Origin of the sequence: Escherichia sp. MOD1-EC6819 (assembly GCF_002965765.1) — a bacterium.
Taxonomy (GTDB): domain Bacteria; phylum Pseudomonadota; class Gammaproteobacteria; order Enterobacterales; family Enterobacteriaceae; genus Escherichia; species Escherichia ruysiae.
The window spans coordinates 1-16,192 of record NZ_PTRG01000014.1 but is presented as its reverse complement, the minus strand read 5'-3'; the positions used below and the strand labels follow the sequence as shown (position 1 = coordinate 16,192).

Genomic DNA, 16,192 nt, shown 5'->3' with positions numbered 1-16,192 from the left:
TAACTCCTTAAAAAATAGTTCCCGCGTAACAAACTACGCAAAACGTAAAAACAGAAAGCACTAAATGCCTGCAACGAAACATTCATTAAATAATAGTTATGTTATTTGTATGGTGAATATTAAGTCGAAGCAGTTTAAAAACCACATCAGAGCATTTATTAAATTATATTCTGCGAGCAAGTCATTTCAAACAATAATTAAAAACAGGCGAGAAAAAGACATTAATAATCCATTTACATCATGAATAGATTATTGGCTCACATCCACACAAATGATGAATTGTAATTAACAGACGAGATAATAAGAGAATATATAAGCAGTTCAGTTAATAAGACTTGCCTGGCTAAAAACACAAAGAATCATATAAACATATGTAATAAACATGTTGTTGTGAAATATAATTTATTTTCGCAACCATATACCATTAATCCCCTGTACATATTCACCCGGCTTCGCACGCGCGACAAGTTTTTGCCCTGCCAGTTTCGCTATCTCATCTGTGGATACATTATTCTGTTTTGCCAGTTGCTGGTAACTACGATTACGAGCTTCATTAATATCTCTTACCAATGCCTGTGTTTCAGCATCCGTTTCCAGCGCCACCAGGTAACCATTAAGCGTTTCACCGACCCGCCCCTGACTTCTGGCTTCATTCAGAGTTAATGCCATCGCACTGCTACTCATCAGGCCAATAATCCACACTATTATGAGTAATGTTCTTTTCATCATGACCTCAAAAAAGATCGCTACGAGTTTTAAGCAGGTCTTCAACATCTTTGTCCGCTTTGATGATGATCTCATGCTCAATTTTAACGTTCATATTAATGGTGATTGGCTCCTTCGGCGCAGCCACCTCTATGCGCGGAGTGCAACCAACCAACATAAAAGAGGACGCGAGCGCGGCTATCACTATTTTCATTGTTTTTCCTCACATTCTTTTCCTGACGGGCAGTCATTTTCCGGGATACGGGCATTCTGTTCCAGCCACGCCTGGAGATTATCGCCAAAGCGTAAACTGCGCCATAACGTAAAAATATTCTCTTCGTGACTGTAATTAAGATTCACAGTGCCTGTTTTGCCATCAACCCGACTATTACCGCTAATCGTTGCCTGCATGGTTAACACACCGAGATTATCTAAATTAATTTTTGTCGATGAACGGCTAATTTCCATATAGCGCAACCAGTTGATGGCGGTTCCAGCGGTCATATTGTCTTTTGCTACTGCATCCGCAGTGTCTTTATCCAGACGTAAGGTCATGGGACCTGAGTTTGCCAGCCAACCATCTTTTACAATCCATTTTTCATTATTCAGCCATAATGGCAATGCACCGCTAAATGCTCCTGACATGGCGAATTGTTTCGGGTTGACGGCGCTAACCAGTTCACTGGATGAGAGATTATTCAGGCGCAATAGCGCCGGATCGTGCTGCGGCATACGTAATTGTTTCATCAGCACGTTACCGCCTAAAACATCAACACTCACATTGGTCAGTAGCAAGGGTTCGTCTTCGGTCCACGGATAACGCCCTTGAAGATCGGCTGTGATATTTTTTGCTGTCACAAGGTTAACCACTTCAGCAATACGTAATGATACAGGTCGCCGCGTCCCCAAGTGCCACGCACCGTCGCCAAAACGGAACGGTAGTACAAAGTCGACGCCGTTGACCTGGTTATCAGGCATCCAGGCGCTGCCACCTTTTAATACGCCATGACCACCCGCACGGAAGCCTTGATCAGGCGCAGCGGAAAAGGCTACCTGAGCATACAGCTCGCCATCGCGTAGGTTCATCTTCCAGTCAGGTGGCACCAGCGGCTGAAATACAGTGAGTGATTGTTTAGGCCACCAGGCGTTACCGCGCAGACGAATACCGTCCCAGCGACCATTTACCCGTACCGGACCAATCTCGCCAGCATGTAAATCGCCTTTGAAGAGGAAATAAGTTGGTTCGCGCCCTTCAACACTAAATTTTAAGGTTGATGGCGGTAACACGCTGCCCCCCGTGAAAAGCGTTTGCCCTGCATCCAGCGAAAGCGCACCACTAAAAGACGGATTCTGCGTGTCGCGTACCCAGACAACAGGTTTCTCAAGAATTAAGCGCGGCTTTTCTACCGTCATCGTGCCATATTGCAACTGGTCGAAACCGGTCGAAAGATCGGTAAGCGTAATCGTGCTGTCATGCCACTCACCTTTTCCTGCGACATCCCAGGTGGCATTCATCGGGGTAAAACTGCCTTTTCCCCAGTAACGCCACTGCCAGCGTCCTGCATCAGGGAGAAAATCATTCGCCTGACCATCCATATGCAGCACAAAGTCGCCCAGTTCATTTTCATGTGCCTGCAAAATGGCCTGTAAACGCCCGTCAATACCACGTTGGGTGACTTTTACTCCCGCTAAAGGCCAGCGAATTTCATCGATGTCCAGTGAATCGATGACTCTTCCCTTTGAACGTAATAACGCGCCAGGTTCAAAGGCCAGCGTTGGGTCAGCCAGACTTCCGCTTAGCTGCGCCGGTAAGCGAGCATATAAAATAAGATCCGCCTGTTTCGCTTCACCGGTCAGTTGCAGTGGCATCTGACTGTTATCCATGCTTAATTTTCCTGGGCCAAAATTAAGCACCGCATTGCCCTTACCTGCTTGCCCCTGGGTCAGCACACTCAGTCGACCACTAACCAATGCGTTCTCAAGCCCGGCCTGCCAGTTATCGACTTTGACACCCAATCGCCCACTAAGGGGAAAACCTTCATATGGCCAGCTCCAGCGACCATCACTGACAGTCAATTGCTGACGGGTAATTTCCCACGGTAAATCGAGCAACGGCTCGCCGGTATCTCGTGCCATCACAATCAATTGCCCGCTATTTTCCTGCCACTCGAGTTCAGCATCCACCAGCGACGGTTCCTGCGGCAAATTCAACGTCGCGGTAGCATGACCACTTACAGGAAGCCCATCCGGCACTAGCGGCAGAGTAAATTCCCCCACCAGTTTTACCGGCGGCTGATTTTCAAACGCGGCAACATCCAGTTCGCTGACTGTAAATTGTTGCCCTTTAAGCAGGCCTTGAAATTTAACTTTTTCGCCCTGATAACGCAGTTGCTGGATATCAGAGGTTAATGCGAGAGAGAGTTTTCCCTGCCATTCCTGCCAGGGAGAAAAAATCAGTTTATCGATATTGATCCAGGTGTTAGGCAACATGGCCTGCCACTGCGCGAGGGTTTTCGGGGCGGCTGGAGATTGCTCTGTCTGCGGCAATTTCGCCAGGCAAGCAGAATCAAGTTCTACCGTGCCAACGTTCAATAACCAGCGGCTGGGATGTGAAAGGCTGGCGTTGGTGATATGCGCAAGCTGACAATCTCCCACCAGATAACGGAGATCGGGAATGATTAAACCTTTACGCGTAATGCGTGGGCTTTCATCTAATGCAATACGTGTCCCGAGCGGTAGCCAGATGCCCGCCAGCGTGGGAACCCACAATCCGAGCGTCATTAGCAACGTCAACGGCACAAGAATAATCAGTAATAGCAGCGCGAGAACAGCTTTATATTTACCCAACATGGGTAGTTAATATCCTGATTTAGCGAAAAATTAAGCGTTCAATACGGGTATTGTGGCATGTTTAACCGTTCAGTTGAAGGTTGCGCCTACACTAAGCATAGTTGTTGATGAATTTTTCAATATGGTCATAGCTTTCAATTATATTTTAAATTTTGTAAAATATTTTTAGTAGCTTAAATGTGATTCAACATCACTGGAGAAAGTCTTATGAAACTCGCCGTTTATAGCACAAAACAGTACGACAAGAAGTACCTGCAACAGGTGAACGAGTCCTTTGGCTTTGAGCTGGAATTTTTTGACTTTCTGCTGACGGAAAAAACCGCCAAAACCGCCAATGGCTGCGAAGCGGTATGTATTTTCGTAAACGATGACGGCAGCCGCCCGGTGCTGGAAGAGCTGAAAAAGCACGGCGTTAAATATATCGCCCTGCGCTGTGCCGGTTTCAATAACGTCGATCTTGATGCGGCAAAAGAACTTGGGCTGAAAGTAGTCCGTGTTCCAGCCTACGATCCGGAAGCCGTCGCTGAACACGCTATCGGTATGATGATGACGCTGAACCGCCGTATTCACCGCGCGTACCAGCGTACCCGTGACGCCAACTTCTCTCTGGAAGGTCTGACTGGCTTTACCATGTATGGCAAAACAGCGGGCGTTATCGGCACCGGTAAGATCGGTGTGGCGATGCTGCGCATTCTGAAAGGTTTTGGTATGCGTCTGCTTGCGTTCGATCCGTACCCAAGTGCGGCGGCGCTGGAACTTGGTGTGGAGTATGTTGATCTGCCGACCCTGTTCTCTGAATCAGACGTTATCTCCCTGCACTGCCCACTGACGCCGGAGAACTACCACCTGCTGAATGAGGCAGCGTTTGAACAGATGAAAAACGGCGTAATGATCGTCAACACCAGTCGTGGCGCATTGATTGATTCTCAGGCGGCAATTGAAGCTCTGAAAAACCAGAAAATTGGCTCGCTGGGGATGGACGTGTATGAAAACGAACGCGATCTGTTCTTTGAAGATAAATCCAACGACGTGATCCAGGATGACGTGTTCCGTCGTCTGTCTGCCTGCCATAACGTGCTGTTTACCGGACACCAGGCATTCCTGACGGCAGAAGCTCTGACCAGTATTTCCCAGACCACGCTGCAAAACTTAAGCAATCTGGAAAAAGGCGAACCCTGCCCGAACGAACTGGTTTAATCTTGCTGCTCCCCTGCAAGTCAGGGGAGCTTATTCAGATAATCCCCAAAGATCTTTCATCCTCTATTCTTAAAATATGTTTTGCAGGACGGATAAGACGCGTCGCGTTGCATTCGGCAGTCAGCACCTGATTTATACCTTAAGTTGAGAACCAAAATGAAGAAAGTAGCCGCGCTTGTTGCGTTAAGCCTGCTGATGGCGGGATGTGTAAGTAATGACAAAATTGCTGTGACGCCAGAACAATTACAGCATCACCGCTTTGTGCTGGAAAGTGTCAACGGTCAACCTGTTACCAGCGATAAAAACCCGCCAGAAATCAGCTTTGGTGAAAAGATGATGATTTCCGGCAAAATGTGCAACCGCTTTAGCGGCGAGGGTAAACTTTCTGGCGGTGAACTGAAAGTTAAAGGGCTGGCAATGACCCGCATGATGTGTGCCACTCCTCAGCTTAATGAACTCGATCACACCATCAGCGAAATGCTGAAAGAAGGTGCGCAAGTCGATCTGACTGCGAACCAGTTAACGCTGGCCACCGCAAAACAGACATTAACCTATAAGCTGGCGGATTTAATGAATTAATAGCTGCCACAGCTTCCGGCGGCAAGTGACTGTTCGCTACAGCGTTTGCCGTTGGGTAATGCACACATGCCAATAGCCGTTCCGTCAAGTTGACGGGCAACGGATAGCGAACCACCAATCATCGCGCAATTCGCTTCACCGCTACTGGACATGGACGCTTTTAAACCAGGCGCCACATGCGCCGCAGTTGCCTGCTGAACTGGTTCACTACTACACGCCGATAACAATAAAGCGGCACACCCGACCCACAACGCTGCTCGCATCTTTACTTCCTCTAATCTTTAAACCAAACGACACCGCCGTAAATAATAGGCAGCACAGACGACTACGTCGAGAACAACTATGTGTGTTGCAACGCATTGTTACTTTTTTATCGCTATTTTTTTGTCCACTGTTTGATCAAAACATTCATTACGCAGATATGAGGGACACAAAAGCGAAAATGCAACAGAAGGCCATTTGCTAAAATTGAGAGATAACTACTGGGCGCGCAGCTTTTTCGTGTGCCCCTCATTTGCGCAATGTAAGGGTGTCGTATGATCACAATTGACGGTAATGGCGCGGTAGCTTCGGTGGCATTTCGCACCAGTGAAGTTATCGCCATCTACCCTATTACCCCAAGTTCCACGATGGCGGAACAGGCCGATGCCTGGGCCGGAAACGGCTTGAAAAACGTGTGGGGAGATACGCCTCGTGTGGTTGAAATGCAGTCAGAAGCTGGTGCTATCGCGACCGTGCACGGCGCGTTGCAAACGGGTGCTCTCTCGACATCGTTTACATCATCGCAGGGTTTACTGCTGATGATTCCGACGTTGTACAAACTGGCGGGCGAACTGACGCCGTTTGTACTGCATGTAGCAGCGCGTACCGTCGCTACTCATGCACTCTCTATTTTTGGCGATCATTCAGATGTGATGGCCGTGCGCCAAACCGGTTGCGCCATGTTGTGTGCAGCAAACGTTCAGGAAGCGCAGGACTTCACCCTCATTTCGCATATCGCGACACTAAAAAGCCGTGTGCCGTTTATTCATTTTTTTGATGGTTTCCGCACGTCCCACGAGATCAACAAAATTGTTCCACTGGCTGACGACACGATTCTTGAACTGATGCCGCAGGCAGAAATTGATGCCCACCGCGCCCGCGCGCTGAACCCGGAACATCCGGTGATTCGCGGTACATCCGCCAATCCTGATACTTACTTCCAGTCTCGTGAAGCTACTAACCCGTGGTACAACGCAGTTTACGACCATGTTGAACAGGCGATGAATGATTTCGCCGCCGCTACGGGTCGTCAGTATCAGCCTTTTGAATACTACGGGCATCCACAAGCAGAACGGGTGATTATCCTGATGGGATCTGCCATCGGTACTTGTGAAGAAGTGGTTGATGAGTTACTTACCCGTGGCGAAAAAGTCGGGGTGCTGAAAGTTCGACTATACCGCCCGTTCTCCGCCAAACATTTACTGCAAACATTGCCAGACTCTGTGCGAACTGTCGCGGTGCTGGATCGCACCAAAGAACCGGGCGCCCAGGCAGAACCACTGTATCTGGACGTAATGACCGCGCTGGCGGAAGCCTTTAATAATGGCGAGCGTGAAACACTGCCACGCGTCATTGGCGGGCGCTATGGCTTATCGTCCAAAGAGTTTGGCCCGGATTGCGTGCTGGCAGTATTTGCCGAACTTAACACAGCCAAACCAAAACCCCGTTTTACCGTCGGTATTTACGATGATGTAACCAATCTGTCGCTACCATTGCCAGAAAATACCCTGCCAAACTCCGCGAAGCTGGAAGCCCTGTTTTATGGTCTGGGCAGTGATGGCAGCGTTTCCGCGACCAAAAATAATATCAAGATTATTGGTAACTCCACGCCGTGGTATGCACAGGGTTATTTTGTTTACGACTCCAAAAAAGCCGGTGGTCTGACAGTTTCTCACCTGCGCGTGAGCGAACATCCAATTCGTTCTGCATATCTGATTCCCCAGGCTGATTTTGTTGGCTGCCACCAGTTGCAGTTTATCGACAAATATCAGATGGCAGAACGTCTGAAACCCGGCGGCATTTTCCTGCTTAACACCCCGTACAGTGCCGATGACGTCTGGTCGCGGTTGCCGCAAGAAGTGCAGGCAGTACTGAATCAGAAAAAAGCACGCTTTTATGTCATTAACGCAGCGAAAATCGCGCGTGAATGTGGACTGGCGGCTCGTATTAACACCGTAATGCAGATGGCGTTTTTCCACCTGACGCAAATTCTGCCTGGCGACAGCGCCCTGGCCGAGTTGCAGGGGGCGATTGCCAAAAGCTACAGCAGCAAAGGCCAGGATCTGGTGGAACGTAACTGGCAGGCACTGGCGCTGGCGCGAGAATCCGTGGAAGAAGTCCCGTTACAGCCGGTCAATCCGCATAGTGCGAATCGTCCACCGGTGGTTTCCGATGCTGCACCTGATTTCGTTAAAACCGTTACCGCTGCGATGCTCGCCGGACTTGGCGATGCCCTCCCCGTTTCGGCGCTGCCGCCAGACGGCACATGGCCGATGGGAACCACGCGCTGGGAAAAACGCAATATCGCCGAAGAGATCCCTATCTGGAAAGAGGAACTCTGTACCCAATGTAACCATTGCGTCGCCGCTTGCCCACATTCAGCTATTCGCGCAAAAGTGGTGCCGCCCGAAGCAATGGAAAACGCCCCTGCCAGCCTGCATTCACTGGATGTAAAATCGCGCGATATGCGCGGGCAGAAATATGTGTTGCAGGTCGCACCGGAAGATTGCACCGGCTGTAATTTGTGTGTTGAAGTTTGCCCGGCGAAAGACCGCCAGAATCCAGAGATCAAAGCCATCAATATGATGTCGCGTCTGGAACATGTGGAAGAAGAGAAAATCAATTACGACTTCTTCCTCAACCTGCCGGAAATTGACCGCAGCAAACTGGAACGTATTGATATTCGGACTTCGCAGTTAATCACACCGCTGTTTGAATATTCTGGTGCTTGTTCCGGTTGTGGCGAAACGCCATATATCAAATTGCTGACTCAACTCTATGGCGACCGGATGTTAATCGCTAACGCCACGGGCTGTTCGTCAATTTACGGCGGTAATCTGCCGTCCACACCGTATACCACTGATGCCAACGGTCGAGGCCCAGCATGGGCGAACTCACTGTTTGAAGATAACGCCGAATTTGGCCTGGGCTTCCGCCTGACGGTCGATCAGCATCGTGTCCGCGTGTTGCGTCTGCTGGATCAGTTTGCTGATAAAATTCCTGCGGAGTTACTGGCAGCGTTGAAATCAGATGCCACGCCAGACGTTCGTCGCGAACAGGTTGCCACGCTGCGCCAGCATCTCAAAGATGTGAGTGAAGCTCATGAACTACTACGCGACGCTGATGCGCTGGTGGAAAAATCAATCTGGCTGATAGGTGGCGATGGCTGGGCTTACGATATCGGCTTCGGAGGTCTGGATCATGTATTAAGCCTGACGGAAAACGTCAACATTCTGGTGCTGGACACGCAATGCTATTCCAATACCGGTGGTCAGGCGTCAAAAGCCACGCCGCTCGGCGCGGTGACTAAGTTTGGCGAACACGGTAAACGCAAAGCGCGTAAAGACCTCGGCGTCAGTATGATGATGTACGGTCATGTTTATGTGGCGCAGATTTCTCTCGGCGCGCAGTTGAACCAGACGGTAAAAGCAATTCAGGAAGCGGAAGCCTATCCTGGGCCGTCGCTGATCATTGCTTACAGTCCATGTGAAGAGCACGGTTATGACCTGGCATTGAGTCACGACCAGATGCGCCAACTCACCGCAACCGGCTTCTGGCCGCTGTATCGCTTTGATCCACGTCGTGCTGATGAAGGCAAACTGCCACTGGCGCTGGATTCACGTCCGCCATCAGAGGCTCTGGAAGAGACATTGCTCCATGAGCAACGTTTCCGCCGTCTGAATTCGCAACAGCCAGAAGTGGCGGAACAGTTATGGAAAGATGCCGCAGCCGATCTGCAAAAACGCTATGACTTCCTCGCGCAAATGGCAGGAAAAACGGATAAAAGTGGCACCGAGTAGCGTCGTCGGATAAGGATTATCCAGAACGAAAAAAAAGCCCGAATGAAAGTTCGGGCTTGTCTTTTTATTTGTTGGGAAAGAAATAACTATAGCAATGACCCAACAACAAATAATATCTGTGACAATAAAGGCATATAACCCACGCAGAATAACGCATCATTTTTTAAAAGTATAATTTTTATTTTGTATGTATAACCATCAAATCATTCACCAAACCAATCATCATTTCTCAGGAATTATTTGATTAAGGTTTTACTTAAGGCGTAACAAATGACATTTATCGGCTAATGGAACTTTTCCTTTAGGATGTTTTCACTTCCCAAACGGGGAGAAAAAGGCAAATAAAATAACTAAAGGATTTTTTCAATGAAAAGCAAAATACTGGCACTCTTAATCCCTGCCCTGCTCGCCGCAGGTGCTGTACATGCAGCAGAAATTTATAATAAAGACGGCAATAAATTAGATCTTTATGGCAAAGTTGATGGCCTGCATTATTTTTCTGATAGTTCTGCAAAAGATGGCGATCAGAGCTATGCACGTCTTGGATTTAAAGGCGAAACACAAATTAACGATCAACTCACTGGCTATGGTCAGTGGGAATACAATATTCAGGCAAACAATACTGAATCCTCAAAAAACCAGTCCTGGACTCGTCTGGCATTCGCCGGATTGAAGTTTGCAAATTACGGTTCTTTCGATTACGGACGTAATTACGGTGTAATGTACGACGTAGAGGGCTGGACCGATATGCTGCCAGAATTTGGCGGTGACTCCTACACCAATGCAGACAACTTTATGACCGGTCGTGCTAATGGCGTAGCGACATATCGTAATACTGATTTCTTCGACCTGGTTAATGGTCTGAACTTCGCAGTGCAGTATCAGGGTAATAACGAAGGTGCAAACAACGGTCAGGAAGGCACCAACAACGGACGTGATGTTCGTCATGAAAACGGCGACGGCTGGGGGCTTTCCACAACCTACGATTTAGGTATGGGCTTTAGCGCGGGCGCGGCATACACCTCCTCAGACCGCACCAATGATCAGGTCAACCATACTGCGGCAGGTGGCGATAAAGCCGATGCCTGGACTGCCGGATTAAAATATGATGCTAACAACATTTATCTGGCAACCATGTATTCCGAAACGCGTAATATGACACCATTTGGCAACAGCGATTACGCCGTTGCGAACAAGACCCAGAACTTTGAAGTCACTGCCCAATATCAGTTTGACTTTGGTCTGCGTCCGGCAGTGTCTTTCCTGATGTCTAAAGGGCGTGACCTGAATGCTGCCGGTGGTGCTGATAATCCGGCCGGTGTTGACGATAAAGATCTGGTCAAATACGCCGACGTTGGCGCGACATATTATTTCAACAAAAATATGTCTACCTATGTTGATTATAAAATTAACTTGTTGGATGAAGATGACAGCTTCTACGCTGCCAACGGTATCTCTACCGATGATATTGTCGCTTTAGGTCTGGTTTATCAGTTCTAATCCTGCCTGCCCGCCTCTCTGGCGGGCTTTTTCTACTTATTGAATCCTGCTTAATCTAAATTAAAAATGTGAACTCCGTCATTATACAAAAGACCTCATCTGGCGTTACACTTTATGCGGATACTAAAACAGGAGGTTTTATGAACAGAACGATTCTTGTCCCTATCGATATTTCCGATTCAGAATTAACTCAACGCGTGATTAGTCACGTTGAAGCCGAGGCAAAGATTGATGATGCAGAGGTTCATTTCCTGACGGTAATACCTTCGCTGCCCTACTATGCCTCTCTGGGTTTAGCGTATTCCGCAGAATTGCCGGCAATGGATGACCTGAAAGCGGAAGCTAAATCGCAACTGGAAGAGATAATTAAAAAATTCAAACTGCCGACTGACAGAGTGCATGTTCATGTTGAAGAAGGTTCGCCAAAAGACCGCATTCTGGAAATGGCGAAAAAGATCCCTGCTCATATGATCATCATTGCCTCCCATCGACCGGATATCACCACCTACCTGCTCGGCTCTAACGCCGCCGCCGTCGTGCGTCATGCAGAGTGCTCCGTGCTGGTCGTGCGCTAAAAACTAACGCCCGCACGTCGCTGCGGGCTTTTTGATTCATTTCGCAAATGTGCTGACATTTTCCCCTCTAATCCGTACCATACACGCCACAGTTTTTATATCAGATTTCTTATGCTGGACATTCCGGCATGACGCATACTCTTCTGATGCCATATAACGAATTGAGTCGCTTTTAAATGTCGCAAAATCAAGAAATTAGTAAGAAAGAACAATACAACCTGAACAAGTAAGGGCAAAAATCACAACTCTCTGACTCATAAGTATTTTACTTATTTTTCAATGTGTTAAATATCATCAGCGACAACAATAAGCTACGATAACCCACTCTTTTTTTGCCCCTTTTTTGCCCCTTTTTTGCCCCTTTTGCAGCGCTTTGCCCCATTTTTGCCATCAACAATTTTCCTCATCAAGTCATTTCAAAGCCTACTAGCTGCCTTACTTTTTTCCTCAATAACGCGTCGCCAGCAGGAAACAACCTAATCCCTGTTTTGGGCCCCAAAGCTGCTAATGATAATCATTTTCATTTTGTATAGGTTGTGCTATAAAACATAGCCGTTGCTATGTTTGTTCTAATTTTGCTCACTATAGGTACTAAATTATGTACTCAATAAAAAAAGTAACCATGCTCTTGGGGTGCCTCGCCCTCACCTGCTCGATCGCATTTCAGGCGAGTGCAACTGAAAAATTCAAGGTCATTACAACATTTACCATCATCGCAGATATGGCCAAAAACGTGGCTGGAGATGCTGCAGAAGTCTCATCCATAACCAAGCCCGGTGCAGAAATTCATGAGTATCAGCCTACCCCTGGCGATATTAAACGTGCGCAGGGGGCACAACTGATTCTCGCCAATGGTATGAATCTGGAATTGTGGTTCCAACGCTTTTACCAGCATCTTAATGGGGTTCCAGAAGTAATTGTCTCTTCGGGTGTGACGCCAGTAGGGATCACTGAAGGCCCCTATGAGGGCAAACCTAACCCCCATGCCTGGATGTCGCCAGATAATGCTCTGATTTACGTCGATAATATTCGTGATGCGTTGATAAAATACGATCCGGCAAATGCACAAACCTACCAACGTAATGCCGATACTTATAAAGCCAAGATTACCCAAACCCTTGCCCCCCTGCGTAAGCAGATTGCTGAACTCCCTGAGAATCAGCGATGGATGGTCACCAGTGAAGGGGCTTTTTCTTATCTCGCACGCGATTTGGGGCTAAAAGAGCTTTATCTGTGGCCGATTAATGCCGATCAACAAGGCACGCCGCAGCAGGTACGTAAGGTTGTTGATATGGTGAAGAAAAATCATATCCCGGCAGTCTTTAGCGAGAGTACGATTTCCGATAAACCAGCGCGTCAGGTTGCGCGTGAAACCGGCGCTCACTACGGCGGTGTACTCTATGTCGATTCCCTGAGCACAGAAAACGGCCCGGTACCTACGTATATCGACCTTCTGAAGGTTACTACCAGTACGCTGGTACAGGGAATTAAAGCCGGGAAAAGGGAGAAATAATGATGCAATCTGCGGGCATTGTCGTTAATGATGTTACTGTCACCTGGCGTAACGGGCACACAGCACTGCGCGATGCATCCTTCACAGTACCAAGTGGATCTATTGCCGCTCTGGTTGGGGTAAACGGTTCCGGAAAATCGACGTTGTTTAAAGCGATTATGGGATTTGTGCGTCTGACCAGCGGAAAGATATCTGTTCTGGGTATTCCCACGCGACAGGCGCTACAGAAAAACCTGGTTGCCTACGTCCCTCAGTCAGAAGAGGTTGACTGGTCATTTCCTGTACTAGTGGAAGATGTGGTGATGATGGGCCGCTATGGGCACATGGGTATGTTGCGTATAGCCAAAAAGAGGGATCGTCAGATTGTCACCGATGCGCTGGAGCGTGTCGATATGGTGGATTTTCGCCATCGACAAATCGGCGAGCTTTCCGGTGGACAAAAGAAACGCGTCTTTCTGGCGAGAGCGATTGCACAGCAGGGTGATGTGATCCTGCTGGATGAACCTTTTACCGGCGTTGATGTGAAAACCGAAGCGAAAATCATCAGCCTGTTGAGGGAGTTACGCGCGGAAGGCAAGACGATGCTTGTCTCAACGCACAATCTCGGCTCAGTCACGACATTTTGCGATTATACGGTCATGGTCAAAGGCACCGTCCTGGCAAGCGGGCCGACAGACACCACTTTTACAGCCGAGAACCTGGAGCTGGCTTTTAGCGGCGTACTGCGCCATGTCACACTTAACGGCTCGGAAGAAAGCATTATTACTGACGATGAACACCCTTTTGTGGCACATCGACCGTCAGCGGTGCAGGGGGAAGCAAGATGAACGTGCTACTGGAACCCTTCAGCTATGAATATATGCTCAATGCGATGTGGGTCTCGGCGATGGTCGGCGGTCTCTGCGCTTTCCTGTCATGCTATCTGATGCTAAAAGGCTGGTCGCTGATTGGCGATGCGCTGTCGCACTCTATTGTCCCGGGTGTTGCGGGGGCATATATGCTGGGGCTTCCGTTTTCTCTGGGAGCCTTCTTTTCCGGCGGACTGGCAGCGGGCAGCATGCTGTTTCTTAACCAACGCACTCGCTTAAAAGAAGATGCCATCATCGGCCTGATCTTCTCCTCCTTTTTTGGCCTGGGGCTGTTTATGGTGTCATTGAACCCGACATCCGTGAACATTCAGACCATCGTCCTGGGCAATATTCTGGCAATCGATCCGGCGGATATCCTGCAACTCACTATCATTGGCATTCTCTCGATCATCGTGCTTTTTTTCAAATGGAAAGATCTTATGGTGACCTTTTTCGACGAGAATCACGCTCGTGCTATTGGATTGCATCCGGGCAGATTAAAAATCCTCTTCTTCACCCTGCTGTCGGTTTCGACCGTTGCGGCGCTGCAAACGGTTGGTGCCTTTCTGGTGATCTGTCTGGTGGTGACTCCCGGTGCAACAGCATGGTTGTTAACCGATCGTTTTCCCCGCCTGCTCATAATTGCTGTAACTATTGGCAGTGTAACCAGTTTCCTCGGCGCGTGGGTCAGTTACTTTCTGGACGGCGCGACAGGTGGAATCATCGTGGTGGCGCAGACACTGCTGTTTCTTTTAGCATTTGTATTTGCGCCCACCCATGGGCTTTTGGCAAATCGTCGGCGTGCGCATAAAGCGCTGGAGGATCGCTCATGATGGCATTATTACTGGAGCCACTGCAGTTCACCTTTATGAGTCACGCACTGCTGATTTCACTGGTAGTTTCCATACCCTGTGCGCTGCTGTCGGTCTTTCTGGTCCTGAAAGGTTGGGCACTGATGGGTGACGCGATGAGTCATGCGGTTTTTCCTGGCATCGTGCTTGCCTGGATTCTGGGGTTACCTCTGGCTACAGGGGCATTCGTCGCCGGAGTATTCTGCGCGGTGGCGACGGGATACCTGAAAGACAACAGCCGAATCAAGCAAGATACAGTGATGGGGATTGTTTTTTCTGGCATGTTTGCCGCAGGTCTGATCTTGTATATTGCAGTCAAACCAGACGTACATCTTGACCATATTCTTTTCGGCGACATGCTCGGGGTAACCATCGGCGATATAATCCAGACGGTGATTATTGCCGGGCTGGTTACACTTGTTATTAGCGTAAAATGGCGGGATTTTTTGCTGTTCAGCTTTGATTATCAACAGGCGCAGGTAAGCGGTTTGCATACGAGATGTCTGCATTATGGGCTGCTGTGCATGGTCTCTCTGACCATTGTGGCGACGCTGAAAGCGGTAGGTATCATTCTCTCCATTTCTCTGCTCATTGCGCCTGGCGCCATTGCGGTACTCCTGACACAACGCTTTCATATTGCGCTCCTACTGGCGATTGGCATATCGGTAATAGTGTCAATGACTGGTGTCTGGTTGTCCTTTTTTATCGACAGTGCACCAGCTCCGACGATTGTCGTCTTATTCGCGGTTGTGTTCATCATGACGTTCACCGTTACCAGCATCAACGCACGCACAAAGGGAAACACCCATACACAGGATTTGTCATCACCCAATTAGCACAACATCCGAGGGCAGCATCGTCCGCTGGCCCACAGAAGTCCGGAAAGTCATGGAAGGTCGTTGTTGGGAGGAGGTACAAATTCTCTCATGCAAAAAATACGTAAAATCGATAATAGCTGGAAATAATTCAATACATGCACTCTCGAAAGTGCATCAGCCAACCGCAGAACGTTATTGCATACAACGTTTCTGCGGCATAATCCCAATGATTACTCCCTGACAGGGTTCGTAGGCCACTCAATATCAGGTGCAGTTGATGTATCAACACGGTTCAGCAGCATCCGATACTTTTTCCAGGCTTCCAGCAACGAGGTTTCTTCCTCCGTTGCATATACAGCCCACCTTTTTTCACCCACGATTAACCAACAGCCAGACCAGCAGACACGCCACCACCGGCACAGCAAAATCCATCAGGCTTGCCACATCCCACGCGCGCGGATCAAATCCGCCCCACCACGGCATATTCATTCGCTTGCCATGCCCGAACATTTCAATCCAGCGATATTCTGCCTGGGTATGTTCACGCGCAATGAAGAACGTACAACCGGCTATCGCTCCGTAAGCCCAGTTTCCGGTAAAAAGACCAACCAGTATCTGCGCAGCCACAGCACAAAGTGCATGAAGTAAGGGGCTTATATCCATTATTTCCTCCTTTCAGCTCCATTCCCGAAGCG

The 16,192-nt window shown here is 48.7% G+C and carries 15 protein-coding genes and 1 pseudogene; 9 read left to right on the top strand and 7 right to left on the bottom strand.

Features of this window, described 5'->3' with window-relative positions:
• Positions 1 to 402: 402 nt before the first annotated feature.
• Genes A7Z06_RS18580 through A7Z06_RS18570 form a run of 3 tightly spaced genes read right to left on the bottom strand, consistent with a single transcriptional unit; the run spans position 403 to position 3,555 of the window.
• Complete coding sequence (locus tag A7Z06_RS18580) at positions 403 to 726, bottom strand: YdbL family protein (RefSeq protein ID WP_000831643.1); 324 nt, start codon at positions 724 to 726, stop codon at positions 403 to 405.
• Between the two features lie 7 nt (positions 727 to 733).
• Positions 734 to 919, bottom strand: a complete 186-nt coding sequence (locus A7Z06_RS18575; protein ID WP_000706311.1) for a YnbE family lipoprotein — start codon at positions 917 to 919, stop codon at positions 734 to 736.
• Entirely contained in the window at positions 916 to 3,555 is a 2,640-nt protein-coding gene (locus tag A7Z06_RS18570) for a YdbH family protein (RefSeq protein WP_105279532.1), read from the bottom strand. The genes A7Z06_RS18575 and A7Z06_RS18570 overlap by 4 nt, the downstream gene beginning before the upstream one ends.
• A gap of 207 nt (positions 3,556 to 3,762) precedes the next feature.
• On the opposite strand from A7Z06_RS18570, the gene ldhA reads away from it, so the two are divergent.
• The gene (ldhA, locus tag A7Z06_RS18565) at positions 3,763 to 4,752 is read left to right on the top strand and encodes a D-lactate dehydrogenase (protein ID WP_000762235.1); all 990 of its coding nucleotides are present in this window, start codon (positions 3,763 to 3,765) and stop codon (positions 4,750 to 4,752) included.
• 156 nt (positions 4,753 to 4,908) lie between these two features.
• Entirely contained in the window at positions 4,909 to 5,331 is a 423-nt protein-coding gene (gene hslJ, locus A7Z06_RS18560; RefSeq protein WP_010348254.1) for a heat shock protein HslJ, read from the top strand.
• Here the strand turns inward: hslJ and A7Z06_RS18555 are convergent.
• Complete coding sequence (locus tag A7Z06_RS18555) at positions 5,328 to 5,594, bottom strand: putative hemolysin (RefSeq protein WP_001200698.1); 267 nt, start codon at positions 5,592 to 5,594, stop codon at positions 5,328 to 5,330. The two genes, hslJ and A7Z06_RS18555, sit on opposite strands and share 4 nt — an antisense overlap.
• Before the next feature lie 273 nt (positions 5,595 to 5,867).
• On the opposite strand from A7Z06_RS18555, the gene nifJ reads away from it, so the two are divergent.
• The 3 genes from nifJ (at position 5,868) to uspF (ending at position 11,467) form a co-directional block, all read left to right on the top strand.
• On the top strand, positions 5,868 to 9,392 hold the full coding sequence (nifJ, locus tag A7Z06_RS18550; RefSeq protein WP_000628249.1) for a pyruvate:ferredoxin (flavodoxin) oxidoreductase: 3,525 nt from the start codon (positions 5,868 to 5,870) through the stop codon (positions 9,390 to 9,392).
• A 366-nt stretch (positions 9,393 to 9,758) separates the two neighbouring features.
• Entirely contained in the window at positions 9,759 to 10,892 is a 1,134-nt protein-coding gene (gene ompN / locus A7Z06_RS18545) for a porin OmpN (RefSeq protein WP_000836968.1), read from the top strand.
• Positions 10,893 to 11,032: 140 nt separating this feature from the next.
• Positions 11,033 to 11,467: a universal stress protein UspF gene (gene uspF / locus A7Z06_RS18540; protein WP_001082294.1), complete on the top strand. Its 435-nt coding sequence runs from the start codon at positions 11,033 to 11,035 to the stop codon at positions 11,465 to 11,467.
• Between the two features lie 265 nt (positions 11,468 to 11,732).
• Here the strand turns inward: uspF and A7Z06_RS22280 are convergent, their stop codons facing one another.
• Entirely contained in the window at positions 11,733 to 11,858 is a 126-nt protein-coding gene (locus A7Z06_RS22280) for a hypothetical protein (RefSeq protein ID WP_001614539.1), read from the bottom strand.
• A gap of 207 nt (positions 11,859 to 12,065) precedes the next feature.
• Here A7Z06_RS22280 and sitA point away from each other — a divergent pair, with 207 nt between their 5' ends.
• Genes sitA through sitD form a run of 4 tightly spaced genes read left to right on the top strand, consistent with a single transcriptional unit; the run spans position 12,066 to position 15,515 of the window.
• Complete coding sequence (gene sitA, locus A7Z06_RS18535; RefSeq protein ID WP_000286867.1) at positions 12,066 to 12,980, top strand: iron/manganese ABC transporter substrate-binding protein SitA; 915 nt, start codon at positions 12,066 to 12,068, stop codon at positions 12,978 to 12,980.
• Entirely contained in the window at positions 12,980 to 13,807 is an 828-nt protein-coding gene (gene sitB, locus A7Z06_RS18530) for an iron/manganese ABC transporter ATP-binding protein SitB (RefSeq protein ID WP_000983720.1), read from the top strand. The genes sitA and sitB overlap by 1 nt, the downstream gene beginning before the upstream one ends.
• Positions 13,804 to 14,661 (top strand): iron/manganese ABC transporter permease subunit SitC, encoded by an 858-nt coding sequence (gene sitC / locus A7Z06_RS18525; RefSeq protein ID WP_001101728.1) that lies wholly within the window; start codon positions 13,804 to 13,806, stop codon positions 14,659 to 14,661. The genes sitB and sitC overlap by 4 nt, the downstream gene beginning before the upstream one ends.
• On the top strand, positions 14,658 to 15,515 hold the full coding sequence (sitD, locus tag A7Z06_RS18520) for an iron/manganese ABC transporter permease subunit SitD (RefSeq protein WP_000968130.1): 858 nt from the start codon (positions 14,658 to 14,660) through the stop codon (positions 15,513 to 15,515). The genes sitC and sitD overlap by 4 nt, the downstream gene beginning before the upstream one ends.
• A 212-nt stretch (positions 15,516 to 15,727) precedes the next feature.
• Here sitD and A7Z06_RS18510 read toward each other — a convergent pair.
• Together A7Z06_RS18510 and A7Z06_RS18505 are read right to left on the bottom strand one after the other, a co-directional pair.
• Positions 15,728 to 15,847, bottom strand: a pseudogene (locus A7Z06_RS18510) (tail fiber assembly protein); the annotation flags it as partial.
• 19 nt (positions 15,848 to 15,866) lie between these two features.
• The gene (locus tag A7Z06_RS18505; RefSeq protein WP_000355360.1) at positions 15,867 to 16,160 is read right to left on the bottom strand and encodes a hypothetical protein; all 294 of its coding nucleotides are present in this window, start codon (positions 16,158 to 16,160) and stop codon (positions 15,867 to 15,869) included.
• Positions 16,161 to 16,192: the final 32 nt, after the last annotated feature.

Excerpts from the sequence above, each read along its gene's own strand:
- A7Z06_RS18580 (WP_000831643.1), bottom strand. The coding sequence starts at position 726 with ATGAAAAGAACATTACTCATAATAGTGTGGATTATTGGCCTGATGAGT.
- A7Z06_RS18575 (WP_000706311.1), bottom strand. The coding sequence starts at position 919 with ATGAAAATAGTGATAGCCGCGCTCGCGTCCTCTTTTATGTTGGTTGGT.
- A7Z06_RS18570 (WP_105279532.1), bottom strand. The coding sequence starts at position 3,555 with ATGTTGGGTAAATATAAAGCTGTTCTCGCGCTGCTATTACTGATTATT.
- ldhA (WP_000762235.1), top strand. The coding sequence starts at position 3,763 with ATGAAACTCGCCGTTTATAGCACAAAACAGTACGACAAGAAGTACCTG.
- hslJ (WP_010348254.1), top strand. The coding sequence starts at position 4,909 with ATGAAGAAAGTAGCCGCGCTTGTTGCGTTAAGCCTGCTGATGGCGGGA.
- A7Z06_RS18555 (WP_001200698.1), bottom strand. The coding sequence starts at position 5,594 with ATGCGAGCAGCGTTGTGGGTCGGGTGTGCCGCTTTATTGTTATCGGCG.
- nifJ (WP_000628249.1), top strand. The coding sequence starts at position 5,868 with ATGATCACAATTGACGGTAATGGCGCGGTAGCTTCGGTGGCATTTCGC.
- ompN (WP_000836968.1), top strand. The coding sequence starts at position 9,759 with ATGAAAAGCAAAATACTGGCACTCTTAATCCCTGCCCTGCTCGCCGCA.
- uspF (WP_001082294.1), top strand. The coding sequence starts at position 11,033 with ATGAACAGAACGATTCTTGTCCCTATCGATATTTCCGATTCAGAATTA.
- A7Z06_RS22280 (WP_001614539.1), bottom strand. The coding sequence starts at position 11,858 with ATGGCAAAAATGGGGCAAAGCGCTGCAAAAGGGGCAAAAAAGGGGCAA.
- sitA (WP_000286867.1), top strand. The coding sequence starts at position 12,066 with ATGTACTCAATAAAAAAAGTAACCATGCTCTTGGGGTGCCTCGCCCTC.
- sitB (WP_000983720.1), top strand. The coding sequence starts at position 12,980 with ATGATGCAATCTGCGGGCATTGTCGTTAATGATGTTACTGTCACCTGG.
- sitC (WP_001101728.1), top strand. The coding sequence starts at position 13,804 with ATGAACGTGCTACTGGAACCCTTCAGCTATGAATATATGCTCAATGCG.
- sitD (WP_000968130.1), top strand. The coding sequence starts at position 14,658 with ATGATGGCATTATTACTGGAGCCACTGCAGTTCACCTTTATGAGTCAC.
- A7Z06_RS18505 (WP_000355360.1), bottom strand. The coding sequence starts at position 16,160 with ATGGATATAAGCCCCTTACTTCATGCACTTTGTGCTGTGGCTGCGCAG.